The organism is Streptomyces sp. WM6372, assembly GCF_001279655.1.
Lineage (GTDB): Bacteria > Actinomycetota > Actinomycetes > Streptomycetales > Streptomycetaceae > Streptomyces.
On sequence record NZ_LGDB01000251.1, the window covers coordinates 1 to 23266 of the forward strand.

Sequence of the window (23266 nt, forward strand, 5' to 3'; positions counted from 1 at the left end):
GGGCGGCGGGGGCCGCCGGGGCCGACTTTTATGTGGCCGAACTGGCGGGCGTCCCCGAAGGGGCGGCGGGCCGGGAAGGCCCACCGCCCCTTCGGGCGTTCTGCGCGCAGGTGTCGGCAGGTGTTACTTGACGACCGTGATGCGGTCCGCCGCCGGCGGGGCGAGCGGGGCCGCCTGCGTCGACTTCGCGAGGTAGGTGTTGAAGGCCTCCAGGTCGGGCACGCCGACCAGCTTGTTCTTGTGGTCCTTCAGGACGGTGAAACCGTCACCGCCGCCCGCGAGGAACTCGTTCATCGCGACCCGGTAGGTCTTGGCGGGGTCGATCGCCGCGCCGTTCAGCTTCACCGAGTCCACGACGATGCGGTCCGCGCCCGTCTTCGTCATGTCCAGGGTGTATGTGAAGCCCTTCGAGACCTGAAGGATCTTCGGGTTCGGGCCGTTGACCGGACCGCTGACCTGCTGCTGGAGCGCGGTGATCAGCTGCGCGCCGGTCAGGTCCACCACGTTCATCAGGTTGTTGAACGGCTGGACCGTGTAGGACTCGCCGTACGTCACGACGCCGTCGCCCTCGGCGCCCGCGGCCTTGTAGGCCAGGTCGGCACGGATGCCGCCCGGGTTCATGACGGCCAGCTGCGCGCCGCCCTTGGCGGCCGGGGCCGTGGCCTCCAGCTGCGCGTCGGCGATCATGTCGCCGAGCGGCTTCTCGGGCGCCTCGGAGCCGCGGCCCGCGATGTCCGCCGAGATGTAGCCCATGGGACGGCTCGCGACCGGGGCGGCCAGCGCGTTCCAGCGGGTGATCAGCTCGGTCATGTCCGGGGCCTTGGGCACGTCCCGCGTGACGGCCTTGGTGACCGGCTGGGGCGCGAGGGCCGCGGTGCGGACGATGTCCTTGGTCTGGCGGTCGTACGTGAGCGTGGTGTCCGTGAACGCGCGGCCGTAGGAGGCGGCGGAGGTCACCATGCGCGGGTTGCCCGCCGGGTCCGGGATATTGCAGGCGTACGCCTGGTGCGTGTGGCCGGTGACCAGCGCGTCGACCTTCGGGTCGATGTTCTTCGCGATGTCCACGATGGCGCCCGAGACGCCGGCGCCGGCACCCGGGACGTTGCAGTCGTAGTTGTACGCGCCGCTGGCGGGCAGGCCGCCCTCGTGGATCAGCGCGACGATCGACTTCACGCCCTGCTTGTCCAGCTCGGCGGCGTACTTGTTGATCGTCTCGACCTCGTCGCCGAACTTCAGGCCCTTGACCCCGTCGGCGGTCACGACGTCCGGAGTGCCCTCCAGGGTGACGCCGATGAAGCCGATCTTCACGTCCCCCTTCTTCCAGATGAAGGTCGGGTTCAGCAGCGGACGCTTGGTCTTCTCGTCCGTGACGTTCGCCGCGAGGTACTTGTACTCGGCGCCCGTGTAGTCCTTGCCGGACTCGAAGCAGCCGTCGACCGGGTGGCAGCCGCCGTACGCCATGCGGCGCAGCTCGGTCTTGCCCTCGTCGAACTCGTGGTTGCCGACGCTGCTGACGTCCAGCTTCAGCTTGTTCAGCGCCTCGACGGTGGGCTCGTCGTGGAAGAGACCGGACAGCATCGGGCTGCCGCCGATCATGTCGCCGGCCGCGGCCGTGACGGAGTACTCGTGGCCCTTGCGGGCCTCGCGCAGACCGGTCGCCAGGTACTCGACACCACCGGCGGGTATCGCCTTGGTGGTGCCGTCCGCCTGACGCTCGGTCACGGTGCCGGACGAGCCCTGCGGGGGCTCCAGCGTGCCGTGGAAGTCGTTGAACGACAGCATCTGCACGTCGACGGTGCGGCTCTTGCCGGCACCGCCACCACTCGCGGCACCGGCCGGCAGTGCGGCCGCGACCATCGCTCCGGCACCGGCCGTGACGGCGATGGCGGCGAAGGTCAACCGGCGGGTTCGGCGGTGCCGTTGTGGCGTCGCTGACATTTAGTCCCCTTTTGGACAGCGGTGAAACTCGGGAGGTCGGCGGCAGCCTATGGTCAACGCGCGTAGCACGACAGGGGGTACGGGTGTCGGACTGGTTACACGTAGAAGACGGCTCACCGCCGGTCCGCTGCACGCACACCAGCGCGGGTGCCTTCCGCGGTCGTAGGCTCGGCGCATGACTGACGACGCAGCAGCGGCCCTGGAGCCGGGACGCCAGATTGAGACCCTCGACGAGCTGACGGAGGAACAGGCCGGGGCCGTGCTCGCCCTCATCGAGGACGCGGCGCGCACGGACGGCACCACCGCCGTGTCCGAGCAGGGCCGCCTCCAGCTGCGCGGCGGGCGCCGCGAGGGGATCCGGCACTTCCTGCTCACCGAGAAGGGCCGGCTGGCCGGATACGGGCAACTGGAGGACACCGATCCGGTGGAGGCCCCCGCCGCCGAGCTCGTCGTCCACCCCGCGCTGCGCGGGCGCGGGCACGGACGGGCGCTCGGCTCGGCCCTGCTGGCCGCCTCGGGCAAGCGGATCCGGGTGTGGGCGCACGGCGGCAAGTCGGCCGCGCGCCACCTCGCGCAGGTGCTCGGCCTGACCCTGTTCCGCGAGCTGCGCCAGCTGCGCCGCCCGCTGGGGCCGGACGGGCCCCCGCTGCCCGAGGTGGTGCTGCCCGCCGGGGTGACCGTACGGACCTTCGTGCCCGGCCAGGACGACGCGGCCTGGCTCGCGGTGAACTCGGCCGCCTTCGCCCACCACCCCGAACAGGGGGCGCTGACCCAGCGGGACCTGAACGACCGGATCGCGCAGCCCTGGTTCGACCCCAAGGGCTTCTTCCTCGCCGAGCGGGACGGGGAGCTGATCGGCTTCCACTGGACGAAGGTGCACGCCGAGGAGCGCCTCGGGGAGGTCTACGTGCTCGGCGTCCGCCCCGGCGCCCAGGGCGGCGGCCTCGGCAAGGCCCTCACCGCGATCGGCCTGCACCACCTCGCGGGGGCGGGCCTGCCCACCGCGATGCTGTACGTGGACGCCGACAATCCGGCGGCCCTGGCCGTGTACGAGGGCCTCGGATTCAGCACCCACGAGGTCGACCTGATGTACCGCACCGAGAGCTGACGGAGGGCGGGCGGAGGACCGGCCGGAGGGCACGCAGAGCGAGGGCCTGTCCACGGACAGGCCCCGCGCTCGGGGCGCACACCGGGGACACGGGGACGCGCCGGAGCATTCCGGGCGCGGAAACGACGTAAAAGACGTACTCGTGCACCACCCGGAGCCTGGAAGCCATGCGGCATTCACCGGACCTTCATGCGCGCTTGCGACTCTCCCGGCATGCAGCCCCGACTCCGACTGACGGCAAAACCGTCCGACGCGCCTGTCCTGCCCCCTGCGCGGAACAATGGAGTCATGAGCCCCCAGCCCAGCGCAGGCCCCACCGAGGTCCCCGCCCAGCAGCCGTCTCGTACCTCTGCCGACGCCTCCCCGGCCACCCCCGGCCCGGCGGCCAAGCCCGCGCGGATCGGCTCCATAGCCGCGCACCGCCCGCACACCGGCCTGGAGCCGGGCCTCGCGCCCGATCTCGACGCCGACCTGGACGCCTACGACGACAAGGACGGCGACGAGCTCCCCGCGGGGCGCTTCCTCGACCGCGAGCGCAGCTGGCTGGCCTTCAACGAGCGCGTCCTGGAGCTGGCCGAGGACCCGGCGACCCCGCTCCTGGAGCGCGCCAACTTCCTGGCGATCTTCGCGAGCAACCTCGACGAGTTCTTCATGGTCCGCGTCGCCGGCCTCAAGCGGCGCATCGCGACCGGCGTCGCCACCCGTTCGGCCTCAGGCCTCCAGCCCCGCGAGGTGCTGGACCTGATCTGGACCCGCTCGCGCGAGCTCATGGCCCGGCACGCCGCCTGCTTCCAGCAGGACATCTCCCCGCAGCTCGCCGAAGAGGGCATCCACCTCATCCGCTGGCCGGACCTCACCGAGAAGGAGCAGGCCCGCCTCTTCACGCTGTTCCGCAACCAGATCTTCCCGGTGCTCACCCCGCTGGCCGTGGACCCCGCGCACCCCTTCCCGTACATCTCCGGGCTCTCGCTGAACCTCGCGGTCGTCGTCCGCAACCCCGTCAGCGGCCACCGCCACTTCGCGCGCGTCAAGGTCCCGCCGCTGCTCTCGCGCTTCCTGGAGGCCTCTCCGCAGCGCTACGTCCCGCTGGAGGACGTCATCGCCGCGCACCTGGAGGAGCTCTTCCCCGGCATGGAGGTCCTCGACCACCACATGTTCCGGGTGACCCGCAACGAGGACCTGGAGGTCGAGGAGGACGACGCGGAGAACCTGCTCCAGGCCCTGGAGAAGGAGCTCATGCGGCGCCGCTTCGGCCCGCCGGTGCGCCTGGAGGTCGAGGAGTCCATCGACCCCGCCGTCCTGGACCTCCTCGTACAGGAGCTGAACGTCTCCGCCGCCGAGGTCTACCCGCTGCCCGGCCCGCTGGACCTGACCGGCCTCTTCGGCATCGCCTCCCTGGACCGGCCCGAGCTGAAGTACCCCAAGTTCGTCGCCGGCACCCACCGCGACCTCGCCGAGGTCGAGTCCGCGTCCGCGCCCGACATCTTCGCGGCGCTGCGCGAGCGGGACGTGCTGCTGCACCACCCGTACGACTCCTTCTCCACCTCGGTGCAGGCCTTCCTGGAGCAGGCCGCCGCCGACCCGGACGTCCTCGCGATCAAGCAGACGCTGTACCGGACCTCCGGCGACTCCCCGATCGTGGACGCCCTGATCGACGCCGCCGAATCCGGCAAGCAGGTCCTCGTACTCGTCGAGATCAAGGCCCGCTTCGACGAGCAGGCCAACATCAAATGGGCCCGCAAGCTGGAGGAGTCCGGCTGCCACGTCGTGTACGGCCTGGTGGGCCTGAAGACCCACTGCAAGCTCTCGCTCGTGGTCCGCCAGGAGGGCGACACGCTGCGCCGCTACTCCCACGTCGGCACCGGCAACTACCACCCCAAGACCGCCCGCCTGTACGAGGACCTCGGCCTGCTCACCGCCGACCCGCAGGTCGGCGCGGACCTCTCCGACCTCTTCAACCGGCTGTCCGGCTACTCGCGCCGCGAGACCTACCGCCGCCTCATCGTCGCCCCGCGCTCGCTGCGCGACGGCCTGATAGCGCGGATCGACAAGGAGGCCGCCCACCACCGGGCCGGCCGCCCCGCGTACGTGCGCCTCAAGATGAACTCGATCGTCGACGAGGCACTCATCGACTCGCTCTACCGGGCCTCCCAGGCGGGAGTGCCCGTCGACATCTGGGTCCGCGGCATCTGCGCCGTGCGCCCCGGGGTCCCCGGGCTCTCGGACAACATCCGGGTCCGCTCGATCCTCGGCCGCTTCCTGGAACACTCCCGGGTCTTCGCCTTCGGCAACGGCGGCGAGCCCGAGGTGTGGATCGGCAGCGCCGACATGATGCACCGCAACCTCGACCGCCGCATCGAGGCACTGGTCCGGGTCGCCGACCCGGCCCACCGCGCGGCACTGGACCGGATGCTGGAGACCGGTATGTCCGACGCCACCTCCTCCTGGCACCTGGGCCCGGACGGCGAATGGACCCGGCACAGCACCGACCACGAAGGCCAGCCGCTGCGGCACGTTCAGGAGATGCTCATAGACGCCCGGAGGCGCCGGCGTGGCTCTGCCAAACCATGACCTGACAACGCGTGGAGAGGGCTCCGCGGGTGACGTGCTCGGCACGTACCTGCGGGCCCAGGCCACCGCCTTCCTGCGCGGGCTCCGCCTCCACGAGGAGTGGGGGTCCCCCCGGACGGAGTCTGGGGGAGGGGCCGACGCCGCGGAGGGCAGCGATGCGGCGCGCGGCCTGCGGGGGGCTGCGCGCCGGATCAGCGGGTCCCTGTCCACCTTCCGGGTGGTGACCGAGTCCTCCTGGGCCGACGGGCTGCGCACCGAGCTGGTGTGGCTGTCCTCGACCCTGGCGGACGAGCACGCGTACGCCGCCCGGCTGACCCGGCTGCTGGACGCGCTGCACCGGCTGTCGGGCTCCCCGGAGGTGCCGGCACCCCGGGGCGCCGCGGGCGCGCTGACGGTGGGCTCGGCGCGCGCCGGGGCCCTGCTGGAGCGGCAGCTCACGCTGGCCCGGACCCGCGCCCACTCGGCGACCCTGCAAGCGCTGGGTTCGTCCCGGTTCCACGCGGTCGCGGACGCCGTGGCCGTACTGGCCTCCGAGGTGCCGCTGGACCCGGTCGCGGCCCGCGGGCGGGTGGACGAGGTGCTGATCCCGCTGGCGGAGGTGGCCCACTCCCGGCTGGCGGCGGCCGTCTCGGCGCTGCCGCACGCCGCCGAGTCCCAGCCGTACAACGCCGACCACGACGGCTCCTGGCACGAGGTGCGCCGGCTGCTGCGGGTCCACCGCTACGCCCGGGAGGCCCTGGGCGAGGACGTGGCCCGGCTGGCGGAGGCCGGCCGGGCCCTGGACCGCCACCGCGACGCCGCCGAGGCCGCGGCCGCCTCGGCGACGGCTGCCCGCACCCCCCGGATCGCCCCGGCGACCGCGTACGCGCTGGGCGTGCTCCACGCCGACCAGCGGCACGAGGTGGAGGCGGCCCGGTTCACCTTCCACGGCCTGTGGCAGCCCGTGACGGCCGCCGCCCCCTGACCGGGCGGCGACCGAAAGGATTCAGCCACCCCCGGGTCCGTGCCGGACCCGGGGAACCACCCCGACAGGGGTCACATAACGGTAACGACGGGACAACGGCGGATGACACTCCGGAGCAAACCCGACCATCCACACCAGGCCGTCCGCCATGGTTCACCGTCCGTTCACTTGCCCCGGTCGGCCGCTTCACCTGATCTGCCTAATTTCAGTGGTGCACGGAGCGCGTCGCCCACCAGATCGAGTGACACGCCGTGCAACCGACGTAGTCCTCTTCGCACGCCGCCCCGAACCAGAAAGCGGCCGGCGGCTTCTGGAAGGAACACCCGAAAGTGAAGCTTCAGCGCAAGAACATGCTTCGTGCCTCCGCCCTCGGGGCGCTTGTCGTGTCCGGCGCCCTGGTCCTCACGGCGTGCGGCTCGGACGACAACACGAAGACCGCCGACGGATCGGCGAAGCCCTCCGCGGCCGCCGCGGGCGACATCAAGTGCGACGCCGCCAAGGGCAAGCTCCTCGCCTCCGGCTCCTCGGCCCAGAAGAACGCCGTGGACCTGTGGGTCAAGAACTACATGGCCGCCTGCTCCGGCGTCGAGGTCAACTACAAGTCCTCCTCCTCCGGTGAGGGCATCGTCGCCTTCAACCAGGGCACCGTCGGCTTCGCCGGCTCGGACTCCGCGCTGAAGCCCGACGCCGTCGAGGAGTCGAAGAAGGTCTGCACCGGTGGCCAGGGCATCAACCTGCCCATGGTCGGCGGCCCGATCGCCATCGGCTTCAACGTCGCAGGCGTGGACAAGCTGACGCTGGACGCCCCCACCCTCGCCAACATCTTCAACGACAAGATCAAGAAGTGGGACGACGAGGCGATCAAGAAGCTGAACCCCGGCGTCACGCTTCCCTCCACCGCCATCCAGGCCTTCCACCGCTCCGAGGACTCGGGCACCACCGAGAACCTGGGCAAGTACCTCAAGGCCGCCGCTCCCGAGGCCTGGACGTACGAGGCCGCCAAGAAGTGGCCGGCCCCCGGTGGCCAGGCCGCGACCGGCTCCGCCGGTGTCGCCTCCCAGGTGAAGGCCGTTGACGGCGCGATCGGCTACTTCGAGCTCTCCTACGCCTCCTCGCAGAGCATCAAGACGGTCGACGTGAACACGGGCGCCGCCGCTCCGGTCAAGGCCTCCTCCGAGACCGCCTCCAAGGCCATCGCCGCCGCCAAGATCGCCGGCACCGGCTCCGACCTGGCGCTGAAGCTCGACTACACCACCAAGGCCGAGGGTGCCTACCCGATCGTCCTGGTGACGTACGAGGTCGTCTGCGACAAGGGCAACAAGGCCGAGACGCTCCCGACCGTCAAGTCCTTCCTGAACTACACGGCCTCGGACGCGGGCCAGAAGGTCCTCTCCGAGAACGGCTACGCGCCGATCCCGGCCGAGATCAACGCCAAGGTCCGCGAAGTCATCAACTCGCTGTCCTAATCGCTGAAACCTCGGGTGCCGGGCAGTTCCCGTCCGAACTGCCCGGCACCCGAGGACCCTCCCCTCCACCCAGGGGATCCGGTGCACCGCCGCCAGGGGGCCTTCCCCCCACCCAGACCGGAAAGATCATGGCTTCCACCACACCCACCCAGATAGACCAGGCTCCGCCTGTCTCCAAGAGCGCGAGGTCCACCGGCCGAGCCGGTGACAAGATCTTCGCCGGGCTCTCCAAGGGCTCCGGCATCCTGCTCCTGGTGATCATGGCGTCGATCGCCATCTTCCTCAGCTACCGCGCCTCGATCGCACTGTCGAAGAACGAGGGGAACTTCCTCACCACCTTCGACTGGAACGCGTCGGCCAACCCGCCCGTCTTCGGCATCGCCGTCCTGCTCTTCGGCACCGTCGTCAGCTCGATCATCGCGATGGCCATCGCGGTTCCGATCGCTGTCGGCATCGCCCTGTTCATCTCGCACTACGCACCGCGCAAGCTGGCCGCGCCCCTCGCGTACGTGGTCGACCTGCTGGCCGCCGTGCCGTCGATCATCTACGGCATCTGGGGCGCGCTCTTCCTCGTCCCGCAGCTCGCGGGCCTCAACCTGTGGCTCGACGAGTACATGGGCTGGACCTACGTCTTCGACAAGACCCAGGTCGGCGTCGCCCGCTCGCTCTTCACCGTCGGCATCCTGCTCGCGATCATGATCCTGCCGATCGTGACCAGCGTCAGCCGCGAGGTCTTCCTCCAGGTCCCGCGCATGAACGAGGAGGCCGCCCTGGCCCTCGGCGCGACCCGCTGGGAGGTCATCCGCATGTCGGTGCTGCCCTTCGGCCGCTCCGGCGTCATCTCCGCCTCGATGCTCGGCCTCGGCCGCGCGCTGGGCGAGACCATGGCCGTCGCGACCGTCCTCTCCCCGAGCTTCCTGATCAACGGGCACATCCTGGACCCGGGCGGCGGCACGTTCGCGCAGAACATCGCCGCGAAGTTCGACGAGGCCAACGAGTTCGGCCGCGACGCGCTGATCGCCTCCGGTCTGGTCCTCTTCCTGCTCACCCTGCTGGTCAACGGTGCAGCTCGCCTGATCATCGCTCGCCGCAAGGACTTCTCGGGGGCGAACGCCTGATGAGCCACGCACTCCAGGACCAGCGGCCCGCCCGGGCCCCGAAGTCCGCCGCTCCCGCCAGCCTGACCCGAGGCGGCCTCCCCCGCTGGGCCCCGGCCGGCATCGCGGCCCTCTCGATCGCCCTCGGCTGCGGCATCGGCGTCCTCGCCGACCTGCACAGCAAGATCCAGTGGGGCCTGATCGGCGCGATCCTGTTCCTCGTGATCACGTACACCGCCAGCGCGGTGATCGAGAACCGCCGCCAGGCCAAGGACCGCATCGCGACCTCCATCGTGTGGGTCAGCTTCATCCTCGCGGTCATCCCGCTGCTCTCGCTGATCTGGACCACCGTCAGCCGCGGCATGGAGGCCCTCGACGGCGACTTCCTCAGCCACTCGATGAACGGCGTCACCAGCTTCGAGCAGGGCGGCGGCGTCTACCACGCGCTGCTCGGCACCATCGAGCAGGTGGCCCTGGCGGCCCTGATCGCGGCGCCGATCGGCCTGCTGACCGCCGTCTACCTGGTCGAGTACGGCAAGGGCTCGCTCGCCAAGGCCGTGACCTTCTTCGTCGACGTCATGACCGGCATCCCCTCCATCGTCGCGGGTCTGTTCATCCTCACGACCTGGAACCTGGCGCTCGGCTTCGGCCCCTCCGGCTTCGCCGGCGCGATGGCGCTGTCGATCCTGATGATGCCCGTCGTGGTCCGCTCCACCGAGGAGATGCTGAAGCTCGTCCCGAACGAGCTGCGCGAGGCCGCCCTCGCCCTCGGCGTGCCGAAGTGGCGCGTGATCCTCAAGGTCGTGCTCCCCACCGCCATCGGCGGCATCGCGACCGGCGTCATGCTGGCCGTCGCCCGCATCGCCGGTGAGACCGCGCCGATCATGCTGCTGGTCTTCGGTACCCAGCTGATCAACCCGAACCCCTTCGAAGGTGCTCAGTCCTCGCTCCCGCTGTACATCTGGGAGCAGTACAAGGTCGGCAGTGACGCCTCCTACGACCGGGCATGGGCCGCAGCGCTCGTCCTGATCGCCTTCGTCATGATCCTCAATCTGGTGGCCCGCGGCATCGCCCGCTGGAAGGCCCCGAAGACCGGTCGCTGACGCGACCCCCTGAAAGCGAAGTGACCCCTCATGGCGAAGCGAATCGACGTCAGCGGACTGTCCGCCTTCTACGGCAGCCACAAGGCCATCGATGACATCTCGATGACCGTGGAGCCGCGCTCCGTGACCGCCTTCATCGGCCCGTCCGGCTGCGGCAAGTCCACGTTCCTGCGCACCCTGAACCGCATGCACGAGGTCACCCCCGGCGGCCGCGTCGAGGGCAAGGTGCTCCTGGACGACGAGAACCTGTACGGCTCCGGCGTGGACCCGGTCGCGGTCCGCCGCACGGTCGGCATGGTCTTCCAGCGTCCGAACCCCTTCCCCACCATGTCGATCTTCGACAACGTGGCGGCGGGCCTGCGCCTGAACGGCAGCTTCAAGAAGTCCGAGCTCACGGACATCGTGGAGCGGTCCCTGAAGGGCGCGAACCTCTGGAACGAGGTCAAGGACCGCCTGAACAAGCCGGGCTCCGGCCTCTCCGGCGGTCAGCAGCAGCGTCTGTGCATCGCCCGCGCCATCGCGGTCGAGCCGGAGGTCCTGCTGATGGACGAGCCCTGCTCGGCCCTGGACCCGATCTCCACCCTCGCGATCGAGGACCTGATCGGCGAGCTCAAGGAGCGCTTCACGATCGTCATCGTGACGCACAACATGCAGCAGGCCGCCCGCGTCTCCGACCGCACCGCGTTCTTCAACCTCTCGGCGGTCGGCCAGCCCGGCAAGCTCATCGAGATCGACGACACGGACCGGATCTTCTCGAACCCGTCCGTGCAGGCGACCGAGGACTACATCTCGGGCCGCTTCGGCTAAACCGGAGCCCCGGATGTGAACAGCGTCCTGCGGTGCTGCATGGCGGTGCCACCGCAAGGCGAAAGAAAAGGGCCGGCTCCCCCTGGGTGGGGGGAGCCGGCCCGCTTTCGTTTCCGATCGCCGCCCTAGACGAAGGCCAGGTCCACGATCCAGAAGCTGATCGCGGCGACCAGGGCCGCGGCCGGCATGGTGATGAACCAGCCCATCACGATGTTCTTGGCGACGCCCCAGCGGACCGCGTTCACCCGCTTGGTCGCGCCCACGCCCATGATCGCCGAGGTGATCACGTGGGTGGTGGAGATCGGCGCGTGGAAGAGGAACGCCGAGCCGAACATGATCGAGGCACCGGTGGTCTCGGCGGCGAAGCCCTGCGGCGGGTCCAGCTCGATGATCTTGCGGCCGAGGGTCCGCATGATGCGCCAGCCACCCGCGTACGTGCCGAGCGAGAGCATCACGGCACACACGATCTTGACCCAGACCGGGATCTCGGCGCCTTCGGTCTGCAGCTCCGCGATGGTCAGGGCCATCATCACGATGCCCATCGTCTTCTGCGCGTCCTGGAGGCCGTGGCCCAGCGCCATGCCGGCCGCCGACACCGTCTGCGCGATGCGGAAGCCGCGCTTGGCCTTGTGCGGGTTGGACCTGCGGAACATCCACAGGATGACGACCATCACCAGGTAGCCGACGAGCAGGCCGACGACCGGCGAGACGAACATCGGGATGACGACCTTGTCGACCACGCCCGACCAGATGACCTCGGTGCCGCCGGCCAGCGCCGCGCCGACCATGCCGCCGAACAGCGCGTGCGAGGAGGACGAGGGGAGCCCGAAGTACCAGGTGATCAGGTTCCAGACGATCGCGCCGACCAGCGCCGCGAAGAGGATCCACATGCCCCGGTTGCCCTGGGGCGTCTCGATCAGACCCTCGCTGACCGTCTTGGCGACGCCGCTGCCCAGGAAGGCACCGGCGAGGTTCATCACCGCGGCCATCGCGAGGGCGGCGCGCGGGGTCAGCGCGCGGGTCGAGACCGAGGTCGCGATCGCGTTCGCCGAGTCGTGGAAACCGTTGGTGTACGTGAAACCGAGCGCGACACCGATGGTCACGATCAGAGCGAAGGTGTCCACGAGGTTCAGGACTCCTTGACCGCGATGGTCTCCACCGTGTTCGCGACGTGCTCGAACGCGTCGGCCGCCTCTTCGAGCACGTCGACGATCTGCTTGAGCTTCAGCACCTCGATGGCGTCGTACTTGCCGTTGAAGAGCTGGGCCAGCAGCTTGCGGTGGATCTGGTCGGCCTGGTTCTCAAGGCGGTTGACCTCGATCCAGTACTCGGTCAGGTTGTCCATCGTCCGCAGGTGCGGCATGGCCTCGGCGGTCAGCTCGGCCGCCCGCGCCAGCACCTCGATCTGCTGCTCGACACCCTTGGGGAGCTCCTCCACCTGGTACAGGACGACCAGGTCGACGGCCTCCTCCATGAAGTCCATGATGTCGTCGAGCGACGAGGCCAGGTTGTAGATGTCCTCGCGGTCGAACGGCGTGATGAAGGAGGAGTTCAGCTGGTGGAAGATCGCGTGGGTGGCGTCGTCCCCCGCGTGCTCGGCTGCCCGCATCCGCTCCGCGATCTCGGCCCGGGCGGAGGAGTCCGCTCCGAGCAGTTCCATCAGGAGCTTGGAGCCCGTGACGATGTTGTCCGCGGATGCGGCGAACATGTCGTAGAAGCTCGTCTCCCTGGGGGTCAGACGAAATCGCACGTGAGGTCCTCGGGGTGCATTGGATTCGGTCAGGCTGATGCTAGGCGCAACCCCCGGCCAGGGCTAACCGGCGGTTCCGGGCGATTACCCAGTGTCCTCCATCGGGCAGAGTGAGGACCACGGGCCCCTGCCGCTCCGTCCGGGGCCCGGTAACCTATACCCATGAGGGGTATGTACCCCTCGATCCGGACCACGGGAGGACGCATGACTGCCATCGAGGCGGAGGGCTCCGGAGCCGACGTCACCACCGGTACGGGAACGGCGACCGCCACCGGCACCGGAACCGGCGTGGTGCACGGCTACCACCACCAGAAGGACGAGCACCTCAAGCGACTGCGCCGGATCGAGGGCCAGATCCGCGGTCTGCAGCGGCTCGTCGACGAGGACGTCTACTGCATCGACATACTCACCCAGGTCTCGGCGAGTACGAAGGCCCTCCAGTCCTTCGCGCTCCAGCTGCTCGAAGAGCACCTGCGGCACTGCGTCGCCGACGCGGCCGTCAAGGGCGGCGCCGAGATCGACGCCAAGGTCGAGGAAGCCACGAAGGCGATCGCCCGCCTGCTGCGCACCTGACCGGTACGACGGCGGCGGCCGGTACGGAAGCGCTGGCCGGTACGGAAGCGCTGGCCGATAGGGAAGCACTCGCCGGTACGGAAGCACTGGCCGGCAGGGCAGCGGCTAGAGCCCGAGACCCATCAGGACCTCGTCGATCCGGTCCTGGCTGAGCCGCTCCTCGTCCGCCGCGGAGGCCGCGATGATCAGCTCGCCGCACAGCTCGATCTCGGCGAGCGCCACGTGGTCCTGCACCGTCGTACCGCCTGCGGGAGTCACGCGTGTCACCTCGATCTGCCGTCATCGGTCAGGGGCCGTCTCAGCGTAGGGAGGGCGGGGCGGTGTGCGCATGACACGGATGGACCATTTCCGGATACCGGGCCATGGCCCGATCGCGCCGCCCCGGCACCGTCCGGCCGGCTATTCGGCGATCTTCCCGGCGTAAATGTCCCCGCTTGCGGGCAATACGACCTTCACCGGCGTCCCGAACCCGTAGAGCAGCGTGGTCGAGGAGACATCGATCACGCCATTGTTGACGTAGCTGAAGCGGTGCCGGACCTTCCGCAGCCGGCCCTCCTCGTCGAGGTACACGTCGAACGGGACGACGTCCTTGCTGAACCCTTTCGCCGCCGCCTCCAGTGCTCCCTTGACCGCCGGTGAGGCGTTCTTCGCGGCCTGGCCGATGTCGGTCGTCCCGCGGTAGTGCCGCACCTTGGTGCCCGCCACCTCTGTCTCGCCCACGTACGTCGCCTCCTGTACTCCGCGCAGCAGCTCGGCGGCGGCCAGCGGGTCGGTGGCCCCGCCCGTGACGAGGTTCCCGTCGGCGAGGGCCGTCGTATCGACCCGGACCCACTTGTCGTCGGGCACGCCCGCACCCCGGTTCTTCATGTAGAGGGCGCCGGGGACGAGCAGCTCGGTGATGGGCCGGTGCTCGTCCTTGCCGGCCGCGTCCGCCGGGAGCATCACCAGGAGCTGGCCCATCCGGTTCTTGAAGTCGACCCCGCCCTCGCCGCGGATCGTGACCCGGGTCCCGCCCGTGGCCATCTCCATGGCCGTACGGGCCTGCGCGCTGCCGGTCTTCGCCAGCCGGTCGGCGGCTCCCCGTACGGTCGCGGCCGGGTCGGCGGGGGGCCGGCCGTCGTCCTTGACCGCGCCCGCGCACCCGCTCATCACGGCCACGGTCGCGGCCACGCCGAGGGCGAGCACCGCCCCACCCGCACGCCCGCGCCGCCGCCTGTGCTGGTGCACCACCATCGCCTGCCAACCCCCAACGCATGACCGCTGCTTGCCCGAGGCCCCCACCCGCTCCGGTTAACGAGGTCCGGGGTTTCCCGTCACGGGCCGCCGCGGTCCCGGGGCTCTGCGCGGTCCGGGTACCGTGGTGATGTGGATTCGCACAGCAAAGCGTCGCTTGTCCCTCCGCTCGACGTCGTGCCGCACTCCCGTCCCACCGAGCGGCCACCCACCGGACCCACCGGACCCACCGGGCACATCACGAGCACCACCGAACGCGGTGCCTTCTGCCTGGCCCTGTGCACCTGCGGCTGGAAGGGCCCGGCCCGCCGTTCGAGAGACCTGGCCCGCAAGGACGCGGACCGGCACCCCTCGCTCTAGAGGGCTTCCGGGTCGCCCGTTCGGACGGCCCGGCTGGCCGGGGCACCCGGGAGCGGATGCCCTGGATGCATGCCAGGACCCGCGCCCCGCGTCGCCGCCCTCGTCTGGGCCCTGCTCATCGCGCTCACGCCCGCCGCCGCGGCCTCGGCCCGCCCGACGGGTTCGGCGGACGGCCCGGCCGACGTGGCCCTGGCCATCGGGGCGACCACCGCGGCGGCCGTGGCCACCGGCTTGTGGCTGCGCTCCCGGTACCGCCGCGAGGAGGACTCGGAGGGCCACGGCGCGGAGAGCGGCGACCCGTGAGCCCGCGCCCCCGGCCGACGGCGGTCCGCCTGTTCTTCGGCGGAGCGGGCCTGTGTCTGCTGGCGGCGGTCCTGGTCTTCGTATGGGACGCGTACGGGCGGCCGTGAGCCGGACCCGCTCCCGCCGCTCCCTCTACCTCTACGCGGCGAGGTCGCTCTCGTGCGGGGCCTGCGGCTGCGCGAGGTCCACCGGGCGGGGCCGGGCGTGGCGCTTGGCACGGACCAGCCGCCCGGCGCGCGGCGAGCGGGCCACCGCCCGCACCACCGGGGTCAGCAGCGCCATCGCGAGCGGGGCGAGCAGCAGGACGACGGCGGTGCCGAGCGCGAAGCCGCCGATGACGTCGGTGGGGTAGTGGACGCCGAGGTAGACCCGGCAGAGGCCCTCGGCGAGGGCCAGCCCGATCCCGATGAGCCCGAGCTTCCGGTTGGCGATGAACAGGCCGACGCCCAGGGCCATCGCGAGACCGGCGTGGCCGCTGACGAAGGAGAAGTCGCCGGGGCCGGAGTACGGGGCGAGCACGTCCAGGCCGCTGTGCGCGACGGACGGCCGCGGCCGGGCGACGAACGCGCGCAGCGGGACGTTCACGAGGAGGACGAGCGCGGCGGCGAGCGGAGCCCACACGAGGGCGGCGAACGACTCGGCGGCCGTGGCCTCGTCCTGTCGGCGCGTACCGTGCCAGCACCACAGGAAGAGGAGCACCAGGGCCAGCGGGATCCCGTACGAGCCGACGAGGCCGACGGCGCGGTCGACCGCGGCCGGGGCGTGCCGCGCCAGTCCGTTGATGTCGTACAGCAGGCTTACGTCCACGTTCGGCCCACCGGTTGTGAGTCCAGCCATGGCGATGCGGCCCCTTAGCCCTTGCTCGGTTCCCCTCGGGCGCACGCCGGTGTGCGCCCCTGAACCCCCCCGTTGATCAAGCCTGCGTCCATGGAACGCCCGTTCTGAACATCGCGTTCCACTCTCCACCGAATGATCACGGCAACGTTATCGAAGAGAGACTCGTCGTCGCAGCTCAGGGCCTCGGGTTAACGCAGCGTGCACAAGGGCGCCGTGACTAGGAAGACTTGGCGTCGACGCTCCGGTCGGGAAGGGCCGCGGCCCCGTCCTTGGTGACACGCGTCGCCCCGAAGTAGTCCGGGGTGTCGATCTTGTCGAACCGGATCACGGCGCCGGTGTACGGGGCGTTGATCATGTATCCGCCGCCCACGTAGAGGCCGACGTGGTGGATGGCCCGGGAGTTCGTCAGATCATCGGAGAAGAACACCAGGTCGCCGGGGAGCAGTTCACCGCGCGACGGGTGCGGCCCGGCGTTGTACTGGTCGTTGGCGACGCGCGGCAGCTCGATCCCCACCGACTCGTACGCGGCCTTGGTCAGCCCCGAGCAGTCGAACCGCCCGTCCTGATCCGGCGTCCCGTTCCCGCCCCACAGGTACGGGGTCCCCAACTGCTTCTGCGCGAAGTAGATGGCCCCGGCCGCCTGCTGCGAGGGCGCGACCCGCCCGATGGGCCGCTCGAAGCTCTTCGCGAGGGTCGTGATGGCCTTCACGTACCCCTGGGTCTCGTTGTACGGCGGTACGCCGCCATATTTGATGACCGCGTACGCCCCCGCGTTGTAGGCCGCGAGCATGTTGCTCGTCGCGTCCCCCGGCACGCCCGCCACGTCCTTGGCCAGCTCGCAGTCGTACGAAGCGGCCGAGGGGATCGCGTCGTTGGGGTCCCAGATGTCGCGGTCGCCGTCACCGTCCCCGTCGATGCCGTGCCCGGCCCAGGTGCCCGGGATGAACTGGGCGATACCGCGGGCGTCGGCAGGACTGACGGCGTTCGGATTCCAGCCGCTCTCCGAGTACAGCTGGGCGGCCAGCAGCGCCGGGGTCATGGCCGGGCACAGCGTTCCCCACTTCTGCACCAGGTTCTGGTACTTCGCTGGCACGGCCCCCTTGGCCAGCCCGAGCGCCCGGCCCCCGGCCGCCCCGGCTCCGGCGAGGCCGGCCGCGGCCGAGTACGTCCCCACCACGATCAGCACGAGGAAGCTCAGACAGAGCCCGATCCCGATCCCGCCTGCCACCCAGAATCTGCGCACCCGTCAACACTCCCCCATCCCCATCGCTTTCACGTGCGATTCGCCCGTGTCGCCCGATCCACTACGCCACTTGGAAGCCCGTGCAGTAGAAGCTCGCGTACTTCGCAGGGTCATCCTCGACGTGGTAGAAGACCACCGTCCAGTCCCCCGGGTCGTTCGCCAGGGGCACGCCGGGGCGCGCCTTGCCGTTCACGTGCTCCGCGAAATCGTCCGGGTACCTGAGCGTCAGGGACTCACCCGTGTTCCATTTGCCGTAGATGTCGATGGGCTTGCTGGTGAAGCCCACGGCCCGGTTGTCCATGGGGAAGGGCTTTCCGGTCTCCGGATCGAGGTCGTGCGGGGACCTGACCGCCACCGACACGTAGTACGGATCGGGTTTGGTCTGGCTGGTCTCCGCGTACTTCACGCGCATGCTGATGGTCACGGACTTCCCCGAGACCTCGGCGCCGGCCAGCAGGTCCGCGCCGGGCGGCTTCTGCTCCGCCCCGATGTTGCACGCGCCGGTGCCGTGTGCGGCGCGTTCCGGATCGGTGGAGGGCAGCCAGAAGTAGTGCGAGATCTGATTGCCCTCGATGTACGCGGCGGGCGGCTTGGCGACGGAGCCCTGCGAGGCCGAGGGCGCCGCAGCGGCGTCCTTGCCCCGGTCCTGGCCCTGCCCCTGGCCCTGGGTCTGGCTCTGCGCACCGTTCCCGACGATCGGAAGCAGCTTCCACGCGGCCAGGGACAGAGCCACGGCCAGGGCCACCGCCGAAGCGGTCCACGCCGTACGCCGCCCTGCGCGCCGCGCCGGTGCCGCGGCCGCGTGCTGGGTCGGGGTGTAGGCCGGCGGGAGGCCCGGGCCCTGCGTCCGCATCTCGTGCACCGGCACGGCCTCGCCCAGCGCCCCCAGCCCCAGGTACACCGGGTCGTCGATCAGCGCGTCCCGTACCCCGCACCGGGCGATCACCTCCGCCGGCCCGGGCCGGGCCGCCGGGTCCTTCGCCACGCACGCCTCGATCAGCGCCGCCAGCCCCGGCTCCACCCCGGCCACGTCGATCGGCTCGTGCACCGCCCGGTAGCCCACCGTCGCCGCCACGCCCGTACCGAACGGCGGCCGCCCCGTCGCCGCGTACGCGAGCGTCGCGCCCAGCGCGAAGACGTCCGCGGCGGCCCCCGCCCCGGCGCCGAGCAGCACCTCGGGCGCCGTGTACCCCGGGGTCCCGGGCGCCTGGCCGTCCTGGGTGAGGGCCGTCTCGCCCACGCCGCGCGCGATGCCGAAGTCGATGAGCTGCGGGCCCTGCGCGCCCAGGATGACGTTCTGCGGCTTGAGGTCCCGGTGGGTCACCCCGTACGCGTGGACGCTCGCCAGCCCCTCCGCGAGGGCCGCGAACAGCCGCCGGCAGGTCTCCGCGGGCAAACCGCCGCGCTCCGCCACGGCATGACCGAGCGTCGGCCCCGCCACGTACTCCGTCGCCAGCCAGAACGGCGGCGCCGCCAGCGAGGCGTCGATCAGGTTCGCCGTGTACGCCGACCGCACCGCCCGTACGGTCTCGGCCTCGCGCCGGAAGCGGGCGAGGGCCTCCGGGTGCCCGGTGATCTCGTCCCGGATCACCTTCACCGCCACCAGGCGGCCGCCGGGCGAGCGCCCGAGGTACACCTGGCCCATCCCACCGGCACCGAGCCGGGCCAGCAGCGCGTGCGCCCCGATGCGGGCGGGGTCGACGTCTCTCAGGGCCTCCACCGGCACGAGCCTGCCACACCGACTCCCGCCCCCGGCCAGCGGGTTGAACCTTCTCCCGGAATCAGGAACTCGGTGTCAGGAACTCGGTGTCAGGAACGCGGGATCAGGAACGCGGGGTCAGGAACGCGGTGCGACGAACAGGCTCTGCGCGCTGCGCCCGATGGGCCCCTTCTCGTCGTGCAGCCGGGAGTCGGCGAGACCGATCCCGCCCGCGTCCACGCTCGTACGGGCCTCCACGCAGGCCCATTCGCCCACCGGGTGGCGGTGCAGGTGCACGGTCAGGTCGCTGTTGACGAACACGTACCGGCCGAAGTCCAAGACCGAGCTGATCCCGTTGCCCGAGTCGGCGGCGACCAGCACCCGGTCCAGGGGCCTGGGCTCCTCCCCGGCGACGAGCGGCACCTTCATCCGCATCCAGCAGGTGCCCGGCCCCAGCTCGACGAACGCGCCCTCGGTGAACCGGGTCTCCATCGCCGAGTGGTAGCCGGTCTCCCACGGCACCGGGAAGAACGGAGTCGGCCCCACCTCCCCGGGCGGCGGCAGCTGCGGCCCCGGCGCCACGCCCGGCACGGCCTCCCCGGCCACCCGGATCCGCAGCGCCCGCGCGAGCATCACCGGCGCGGCCCCGGCCGGGGCGAGGGAGGCCTCGACCACCTCGGTGCTGCGCCCGGCCCGGAGCACGGAGGTGGTGACCTCCAGCGGGCCGATCGGCACCGGCCGCAGGATCTCGTACGTGATCCTCGCGATCCGCATGTCCGCGCGGGCGCCCTCCCGCTCCTCCACGGCCCGCCCGAGCAGCGCGGCCGGCGGCCCGGCGTGCTGCGAGCCCGGGTCCCACGGCCCGCGCGTGTACTCGGTGGCCAGGAACCGGCCGGCATCGACCCGCTCGTAGAACGCCTCGGAGATCGCCATGGCCGGAACGCTACCGACAGGTAACCCGTCCCGCCAGGCCTCCGGGAACCCGGCGGTCCGAACCTCGCCGGGTCAGCGGGGTCAGCGGGGTCAGCGGGGTCAGCGGGGTCAGCGGGTCAGCAGGGTCAGCGGGCGAAGCCCAGCCCGACGCCCAGCCCCACCAGCACCGACCCGATCGCCCGGTTCAAAGCCTTCTGCGCCTTCAGCATCCGGTCGCGCAGCCGCGAGTTCGAGAAGAACAGCGCCACCGCGCCGAACCAGCCCAGGTGCGCCGCCGACATGAACAGCCCGTACCCGGCCTGCTGCCACAGCGGGGTCTGCGGATCGACGACCTGCGTGAACGTCGACACGACGAACAGCGTGGTCTTCGGATTGAGCACGTTGGTCAGGAACCCGGACCGCAGCGCGCCCAGCCGCGTCAGCTCCGGCCTGGACTCCAGGTCGACGCTCACCTCGGCCCGCGCCCGGAAGGTCCGTATCCCGATCCACACCAGGTACGCGGCGCCCGCCAGCTTGATCGCCGTGAACAGGGCCGTGGAGGAGGCGATGAGCAGACCGACCCCGAGCATCGTGTACGAGACGTGCACCAGCACCCCGGCCGCGACCCCGGCCGCCGCGAACAGCCCGGTGGGCCGCCCGTACAGATAGCTGTTCCGTACGACCATGGCGAAATCGGCGCCGGGACTGATCACGGCGAGGAGGGTGATGACGGCAACTGCGATCACTTCTGTCATGTACGGGATGCTCACCGCCCCGGCGCCCCCGATCAACCCCTCACCTGGCCGCGCGCCCGCGACCGGTCACAATGGAGGGGTGTCCGCCGAACCCGCCATACCCGACCTGCCCGTGCTGCAAGCAGACTGCTCGAAGTGCTTCGCTCTCTGCTGCGTCGCCCTGCCCTTCGCCAAGTCCAGCGACTTCGCCGTGAACAAGGCCGCCGGAACCCCCTGCAAGAACCTCCGGGAGGACTTCCGCTGCGGCATCCACACCCGGCTGCGCGACAAGGGCTTCCAGGGCTGCACCGTCTTCGACTGCTTCGGCGCGGGCCAGCAGGTCTCCCAGGTGACCTTCGGCGGCCGGGACTGGCGCACGCACCCCGGCACGGCCAAGGCGATGTACGAGGTCTTCCCGGTGCTGCGGCAACTGCACGAGCTGCTCTTCTACGTCACCGAGGCACTCACCCTCCCGGCGGCCGCCCCGGTCCACGCGGACCTGCGCCGCGCGCAGGCCGAGACCGCGCAGTGGACCGCCGCCGACGCGGACGCCCTCACCACCCTGGACGTGGGCGCCCTCAGGCAGCGCATCAACACGCTCCTCCTGCGCGCCAGCGAACTGGCCCGCGCGAAGGCCCCGGCCCGCAAGAAGAACCACCGCGGCGCCGACCTGATGGGCGCCCGCCTCGCGGGCGCGGACCTGCGCGGCGCCAACCTGCGCGGCGCCTACCTGATCGCCGCCGACCTCAGCGGCGCCGACCTGCGCCTCGCGGACCTCATCGGCGCCGACTTCCGCGACGCCGACCTGCGCGGGGCGGACCTGCGGGGCGCCCTCTTCCTGACCCAGCCCCAGCTGAGCGCGGCCCGGGGCGACGCGGCGACCAAGATCCCGTCGACCTTGGCCCGCCCCGCCCACTGGACCGCGTAAGCCGGCTCCGGAGCGGGTGCCTGCACCGGCACCCGCACCGGCTCACGGCCTGATGATCGCCGTCCAGCCCGACGGGCAGGTGAGCGCGGCCTCCGGCGTGTACGTGCACTGGTTCTCGAAGACGTCGCCCGTGGTCGTCAGCACCTTCACGTACACCGTGAGGCCCACGGTGGCGACCGACACCCCGCACGCGTTGCGCGGATGCCCCGGGTTCAGCTGCGTCGTGAGGTCCCTCCAGGTGTACGAGCCGAGCGGCGCCGTCGACCGTACGCCCAGGGCCGTCCTCCCCCGGTGGAGCACGGCGCTGAACTCCGTGTCGCTCGCCCCCAGGGCCGTATCGATGTCCTCGCACGGCCCGTGCGGACCGTGCGGACCGCGCTCGCCCTTGGGTCCCTGCTGCCCGTGGTCACCCTTCGGCCCCTGCGGCCCCCGGTCGCCCTTCGGCCCCTGCGGCCCCCGGTCGCCCTTGGGCCCCTGGGGACCCCGGTCGCCCTTCGGCCCGGCGCACGGGTTCGCAGGCTTGGCCGCCTTCCTGGCCTTGGCGGCCTTCGCGGCCTTGCCGGGGGCCTTGGCCGGCAAGGTCCTCGCGTCCGGCTCCGGACACCTGCTGCTGCTCCAACCGGGCGCGATCGCCGCGCCAGTCCCCTGAGTGGCAGCCATCGCCGGAACCGAGGCGCCCGCGAGCGCGATCGCCAGCGGAACTGCGAAACCACCGGCGAACCATGCCCGCCGACCGGCCAATACTGCGGAACCCATCCGTCCACTCCTCGCGTCGTCCTATCGAACGGCCTGGAGCATCCCCCGCAACCCGCCGTCGGGATGGAACGACTGACGGAATGTCGGACGAACGTCAGCGACTCGGCCCAACGACACGCCCGCACACTGCGCCGAACGGCGGCCACCCGGGCAGCCCCCCGCACGCCGAAAGGGCAATCATGTGCCCGGGCTCACCCCCCGTGATACACAGAGTGACCATATGTTCTCCCGCGTACCCGCCGTCCGTGCCCAGGTCAGAGCGCGCGGGCGGGTCAAAGGGCGGGAGATCGAGTAAAGAGAGACGTCAAGTCGACGTACGGCGGCGGTTTCATCAGCGAAGATAGTGCGTGACCCCTGCCGTCGGGCACGGGCTACCGGAACTACCCATACAGGGGCGGTGAGTTACATGATCCTGGCAGCCGAAAAGGGCGACATCACCACCATCATCGGCGGAATCGCCCCGAACTGGGGGCCGTTCGGCAGTCTCGGCAATGAAGCGAAGGTCATGATCGAGGTGGTCATGGCCGTCGCGATCCTCCTCTGCCTCGGCATCGCCATCTGGGGGGCGGCCAAGCAGCGCATCGGCGCGACCGCACTGCGCGACACCTTCAGCGCGGAGCAGGGCAAGGGCCTGATCGTCGCCGGCCTCACCGGCGTGTTCATCATCGGCTCCCTCGGCACCCTCTTCACCATCGTCTACGGAATGGCCGTCTAGCCGGGCCGCCCACCGGCTGCCGGACCTGATGACAACCAGCGCTACCGTCGTACGAGGCGGAGGGGGCGGACACGGAATGAGCAACGACGACCAGTACGGCGGCGCCGGCGGCAGCGGGTACGGCGAGGTCGGCGGCACCGGCCAGACGCGCCCCCGCCTCCCGGAGTCC

Annotated in this window: 23 protein-coding genes; 12 read left to right on the forward strand and 11 right to left on the reverse strand. The window is 71.0% G+C overall.

The features are described 5' to 3' along the window. Positions 1–123 precede the first annotated feature (123 nt). Positions 124–1938 carry a bifunctional metallophosphatase/5'-nucleotidase gene (locus ADK52_RS38260; protein WP_053694463.1) on the reverse strand — a complete coding sequence of 605 codons (1815 nt, stop codon included), beginning with the start codon at positions 1936–1938 and terminating at the stop codon, positions 124–126. A 175-nt stretch (positions 1939–2113) separates the two neighbouring features. On the opposite strand from ADK52_RS38260, the gene mshD reads away from it, so the two are divergent. The 7 genes from mshD to pstB all read left to right on the forward strand — a co-directional run bounded on the left by mshD (position 2114) and on the right by pstB (position 11054). Beyond that, a complete protein-coding gene (gene mshD / locus ADK52_RS38265; RefSeq protein WP_053694464.1) occupies positions 2114–3046 on the forward strand; it encodes a mycothiol synthase in 933 nt (310 codons plus the stop codon). Positions 3047–3334: 288 nt separating this feature from the next. Next, complete coding sequence (locus ADK52_RS38270; RefSeq protein ID WP_053694465.1) at positions 3335–5617, forward strand: RNA degradosome polyphosphate kinase; 2283 nt, start codon at positions 3335–3337, stop codon at positions 5615–5617. Next, on the forward strand, positions 5598–6581 hold the full coding sequence (locus ADK52_RS38275) for a CHAD domain-containing protein (RefSeq protein ID WP_053694466.1): 984 nt from the start codon (positions 5598–5600) through the stop codon (positions 6579–6581). Before ADK52_RS38270 ends, ADK52_RS38275 begins: the two co-directional genes overlap by 20 nt. A 329-nt stretch (positions 6582–6910) precedes the next feature. Continuing rightward, on the forward strand, positions 6911–8047 hold the full coding sequence (gene pstS / locus ADK52_RS38280; RefSeq protein ID WP_053694467.1) for a phosphate ABC transporter substrate-binding protein PstS: 1137 nt from the start codon (positions 6911–6913) through the stop codon (positions 8045–8047). Positions 8048–8175: 128 nt separating this feature from the next. Then, on the forward strand, positions 8176–9165 hold the full coding sequence (pstC, locus tag ADK52_RS38285; RefSeq protein WP_053694468.1) for a phosphate ABC transporter permease subunit PstC: 990 nt from the start codon (positions 8176–8178) through the stop codon (positions 9163–9165). Continuing rightward, entirely contained in the window at positions 9165–10247 is a 1083-nt protein-coding gene (gene pstA / locus ADK52_RS38290; protein WP_053694469.1) for a phosphate ABC transporter permease PstA, read from the forward strand. Before pstC ends, pstA begins: the two co-directional genes overlap by 1 nt. A 30-nt stretch (positions 10248–10277) precedes the next feature. Beyond that, on the forward strand, positions 10278–11054 hold the full coding sequence (gene pstB / locus ADK52_RS38295; RefSeq protein ID WP_053694470.1) for a phosphate ABC transporter ATP-binding protein PstB: 777 nt from the start codon (positions 10278–10280) through the stop codon (positions 11052–11054). Positions 11055–11179: 125 nt separating this feature from the next. Here pstB and ADK52_RS38300 read toward each other — a convergent pair whose 3' ends face one another. Both ADK52_RS38300 and ADK52_RS38305 read right to left on the reverse strand, forming a co-directional pair. Beyond that, positions 11180–12178: an inorganic phosphate transporter gene (locus ADK52_RS38300; RefSeq protein WP_053694471.1), complete on the reverse strand. Its 999-nt coding sequence runs from the start codon at positions 12176–12178 to the stop codon at positions 11180–11182. A 5-nt stretch (positions 12179–12183) separates the two neighbouring features. Then, a complete protein-coding gene (locus tag ADK52_RS38305) occupies positions 12184–12804 on the reverse strand; it encodes a DUF47 domain-containing protein (RefSeq protein ID WP_030157116.1) in 621 nt (206 codons plus the stop codon). Positions 12805–13008: 204 nt separating this feature from the next. On the opposite strand from ADK52_RS38305, the gene ADK52_RS38310 reads away from it, so the two are divergent. Further along, the gene (locus ADK52_RS38310) at positions 13009–13377 is read left to right on the forward strand and encodes a metal-sensitive transcriptional regulator (RefSeq protein ID WP_053694481.1); all 369 of its coding nucleotides are present in this window, start codon (positions 13009–13011) and stop codon (positions 13375–13377) included. 105 nt (positions 13378–13482) lie between these two features. Here the strand turns inward: ADK52_RS38310 and ADK52_RS43235 are convergent, their stop codons facing one another. Continuing rightward, positions 13483–13635, reverse strand: a complete 153-nt coding sequence (locus ADK52_RS43235) for a hypothetical protein (RefSeq protein ID WP_165937309.1) — start codon at positions 13633–13635, stop codon at positions 13483–13485. Positions 13636–13776: 141 nt separating this feature from the next. Next, positions 13777–14610 (reverse strand): hypothetical protein, encoded by an 834-nt coding sequence (locus ADK52_RS38315; RefSeq protein WP_053694472.1) that lies wholly within the window; start codon positions 14608–14610, stop codon positions 13777–13779. Positions 14611–14787: 177 nt separating this feature from the next. Between ADK52_RS38315 and ADK52_RS38320 the strand changes: the two genes are divergently transcribed. Then, positions 14788–14970: a hypothetical protein gene (locus ADK52_RS38320; protein ID WP_053694473.1), complete on the forward strand. Its 183-nt coding sequence runs from the start codon at positions 14788–14790 to the stop codon at positions 14968–14970. Positions 14971–15039: 69 nt separating this feature from the next. Further along, a complete protein-coding gene (locus ADK52_RS38325; RefSeq protein ID WP_053694474.1) occupies positions 15040–15273 on the forward strand; it encodes a hypothetical protein in 234 nt (77 codons plus the stop codon). A gap of 138 nt (positions 15274–15411) precedes the next feature. On the opposite strand, the gene ADK52_RS38330 is transcribed toward ADK52_RS38325, so the two are convergent. The 5 genes from ADK52_RS38330 to ADK52_RS38350 form a co-directional block, all read right to left on the reverse strand. Beyond that, positions 15412–16110, reverse strand: a complete 699-nt coding sequence (locus ADK52_RS38330; RefSeq protein ID WP_053694475.1) for a phosphatase PAP2 family protein — start codon at positions 16108–16110, stop codon at positions 15412–15414. Between the two features lie 217 nt (positions 16111–16327). Then, the gene (locus ADK52_RS38335) at positions 16328–17338 is read right to left on the reverse strand and encodes a bifunctional lytic transglycosylase/C40 family peptidase (RefSeq protein WP_053694476.1); all 1011 of its coding nucleotides are present in this window, start codon (positions 17336–17338) and stop codon (positions 16328–16330) included. 76 nt (positions 17339–17414) lie between these two features. After that, positions 17415–19073 (reverse strand): serine/threonine-protein kinase, encoded by a 1659-nt coding sequence (locus tag ADK52_RS38340; protein ID WP_199828617.1) that lies wholly within the window; start codon positions 19071–19073, stop codon positions 17415–17417. Between the two features lie 117 nt (positions 19074–19190). After that, positions 19191–19985 (reverse strand): thioesterase family protein, encoded by a 795-nt coding sequence (locus ADK52_RS38345; protein ID WP_053694478.1) that lies wholly within the window; start codon positions 19983–19985, stop codon positions 19191–19193. A 125-nt stretch (positions 19986–20110) separates the two neighbouring features. Beyond that, positions 20111–20719: a LysE family translocator gene (locus tag ADK52_RS38350; protein ID WP_053694482.1), complete on the reverse strand. Its 609-nt coding sequence runs from the start codon at positions 20717–20719 to the stop codon at positions 20111–20113. Positions 20720–20750: 31 nt separating this feature from the next. Between ADK52_RS38350 and ADK52_RS38355 the strand changes: the two genes are divergently transcribed. Beyond that, positions 20751–21626 (forward strand): pentapeptide repeat-containing protein, encoded by an 876-nt coding sequence (locus ADK52_RS38355; RefSeq protein WP_420715012.1) that lies wholly within the window; start codon positions 20751–20753, stop codon positions 21624–21626. Between the two features lie 42 nt (positions 21627–21668). Here ADK52_RS38355 and ADK52_RS38360 read toward each other — a convergent pair whose 3' ends face one another. After that, positions 21669–22205, reverse strand: coding sequence for a collagen-like protein (locus ADK52_RS38360; protein WP_053694480.1), 537 nt, complete (start codon positions 22203–22205; stop codon positions 21669–21671). A 583-nt stretch (positions 22206–22788) separates the two neighbouring features. Between ADK52_RS38360 and ADK52_RS38365 the strand changes: the two genes are divergently transcribed. After that, positions 22789–23097: a hypothetical protein gene (locus ADK52_RS38365; RefSeq protein WP_008742356.1), complete on the forward strand. Its 309-nt coding sequence runs from the start codon at positions 22789–22791 to the stop codon at positions 23095–23097. The last annotated feature ends 169 nt before the right edge of the window (positions 23098–23266 follow it).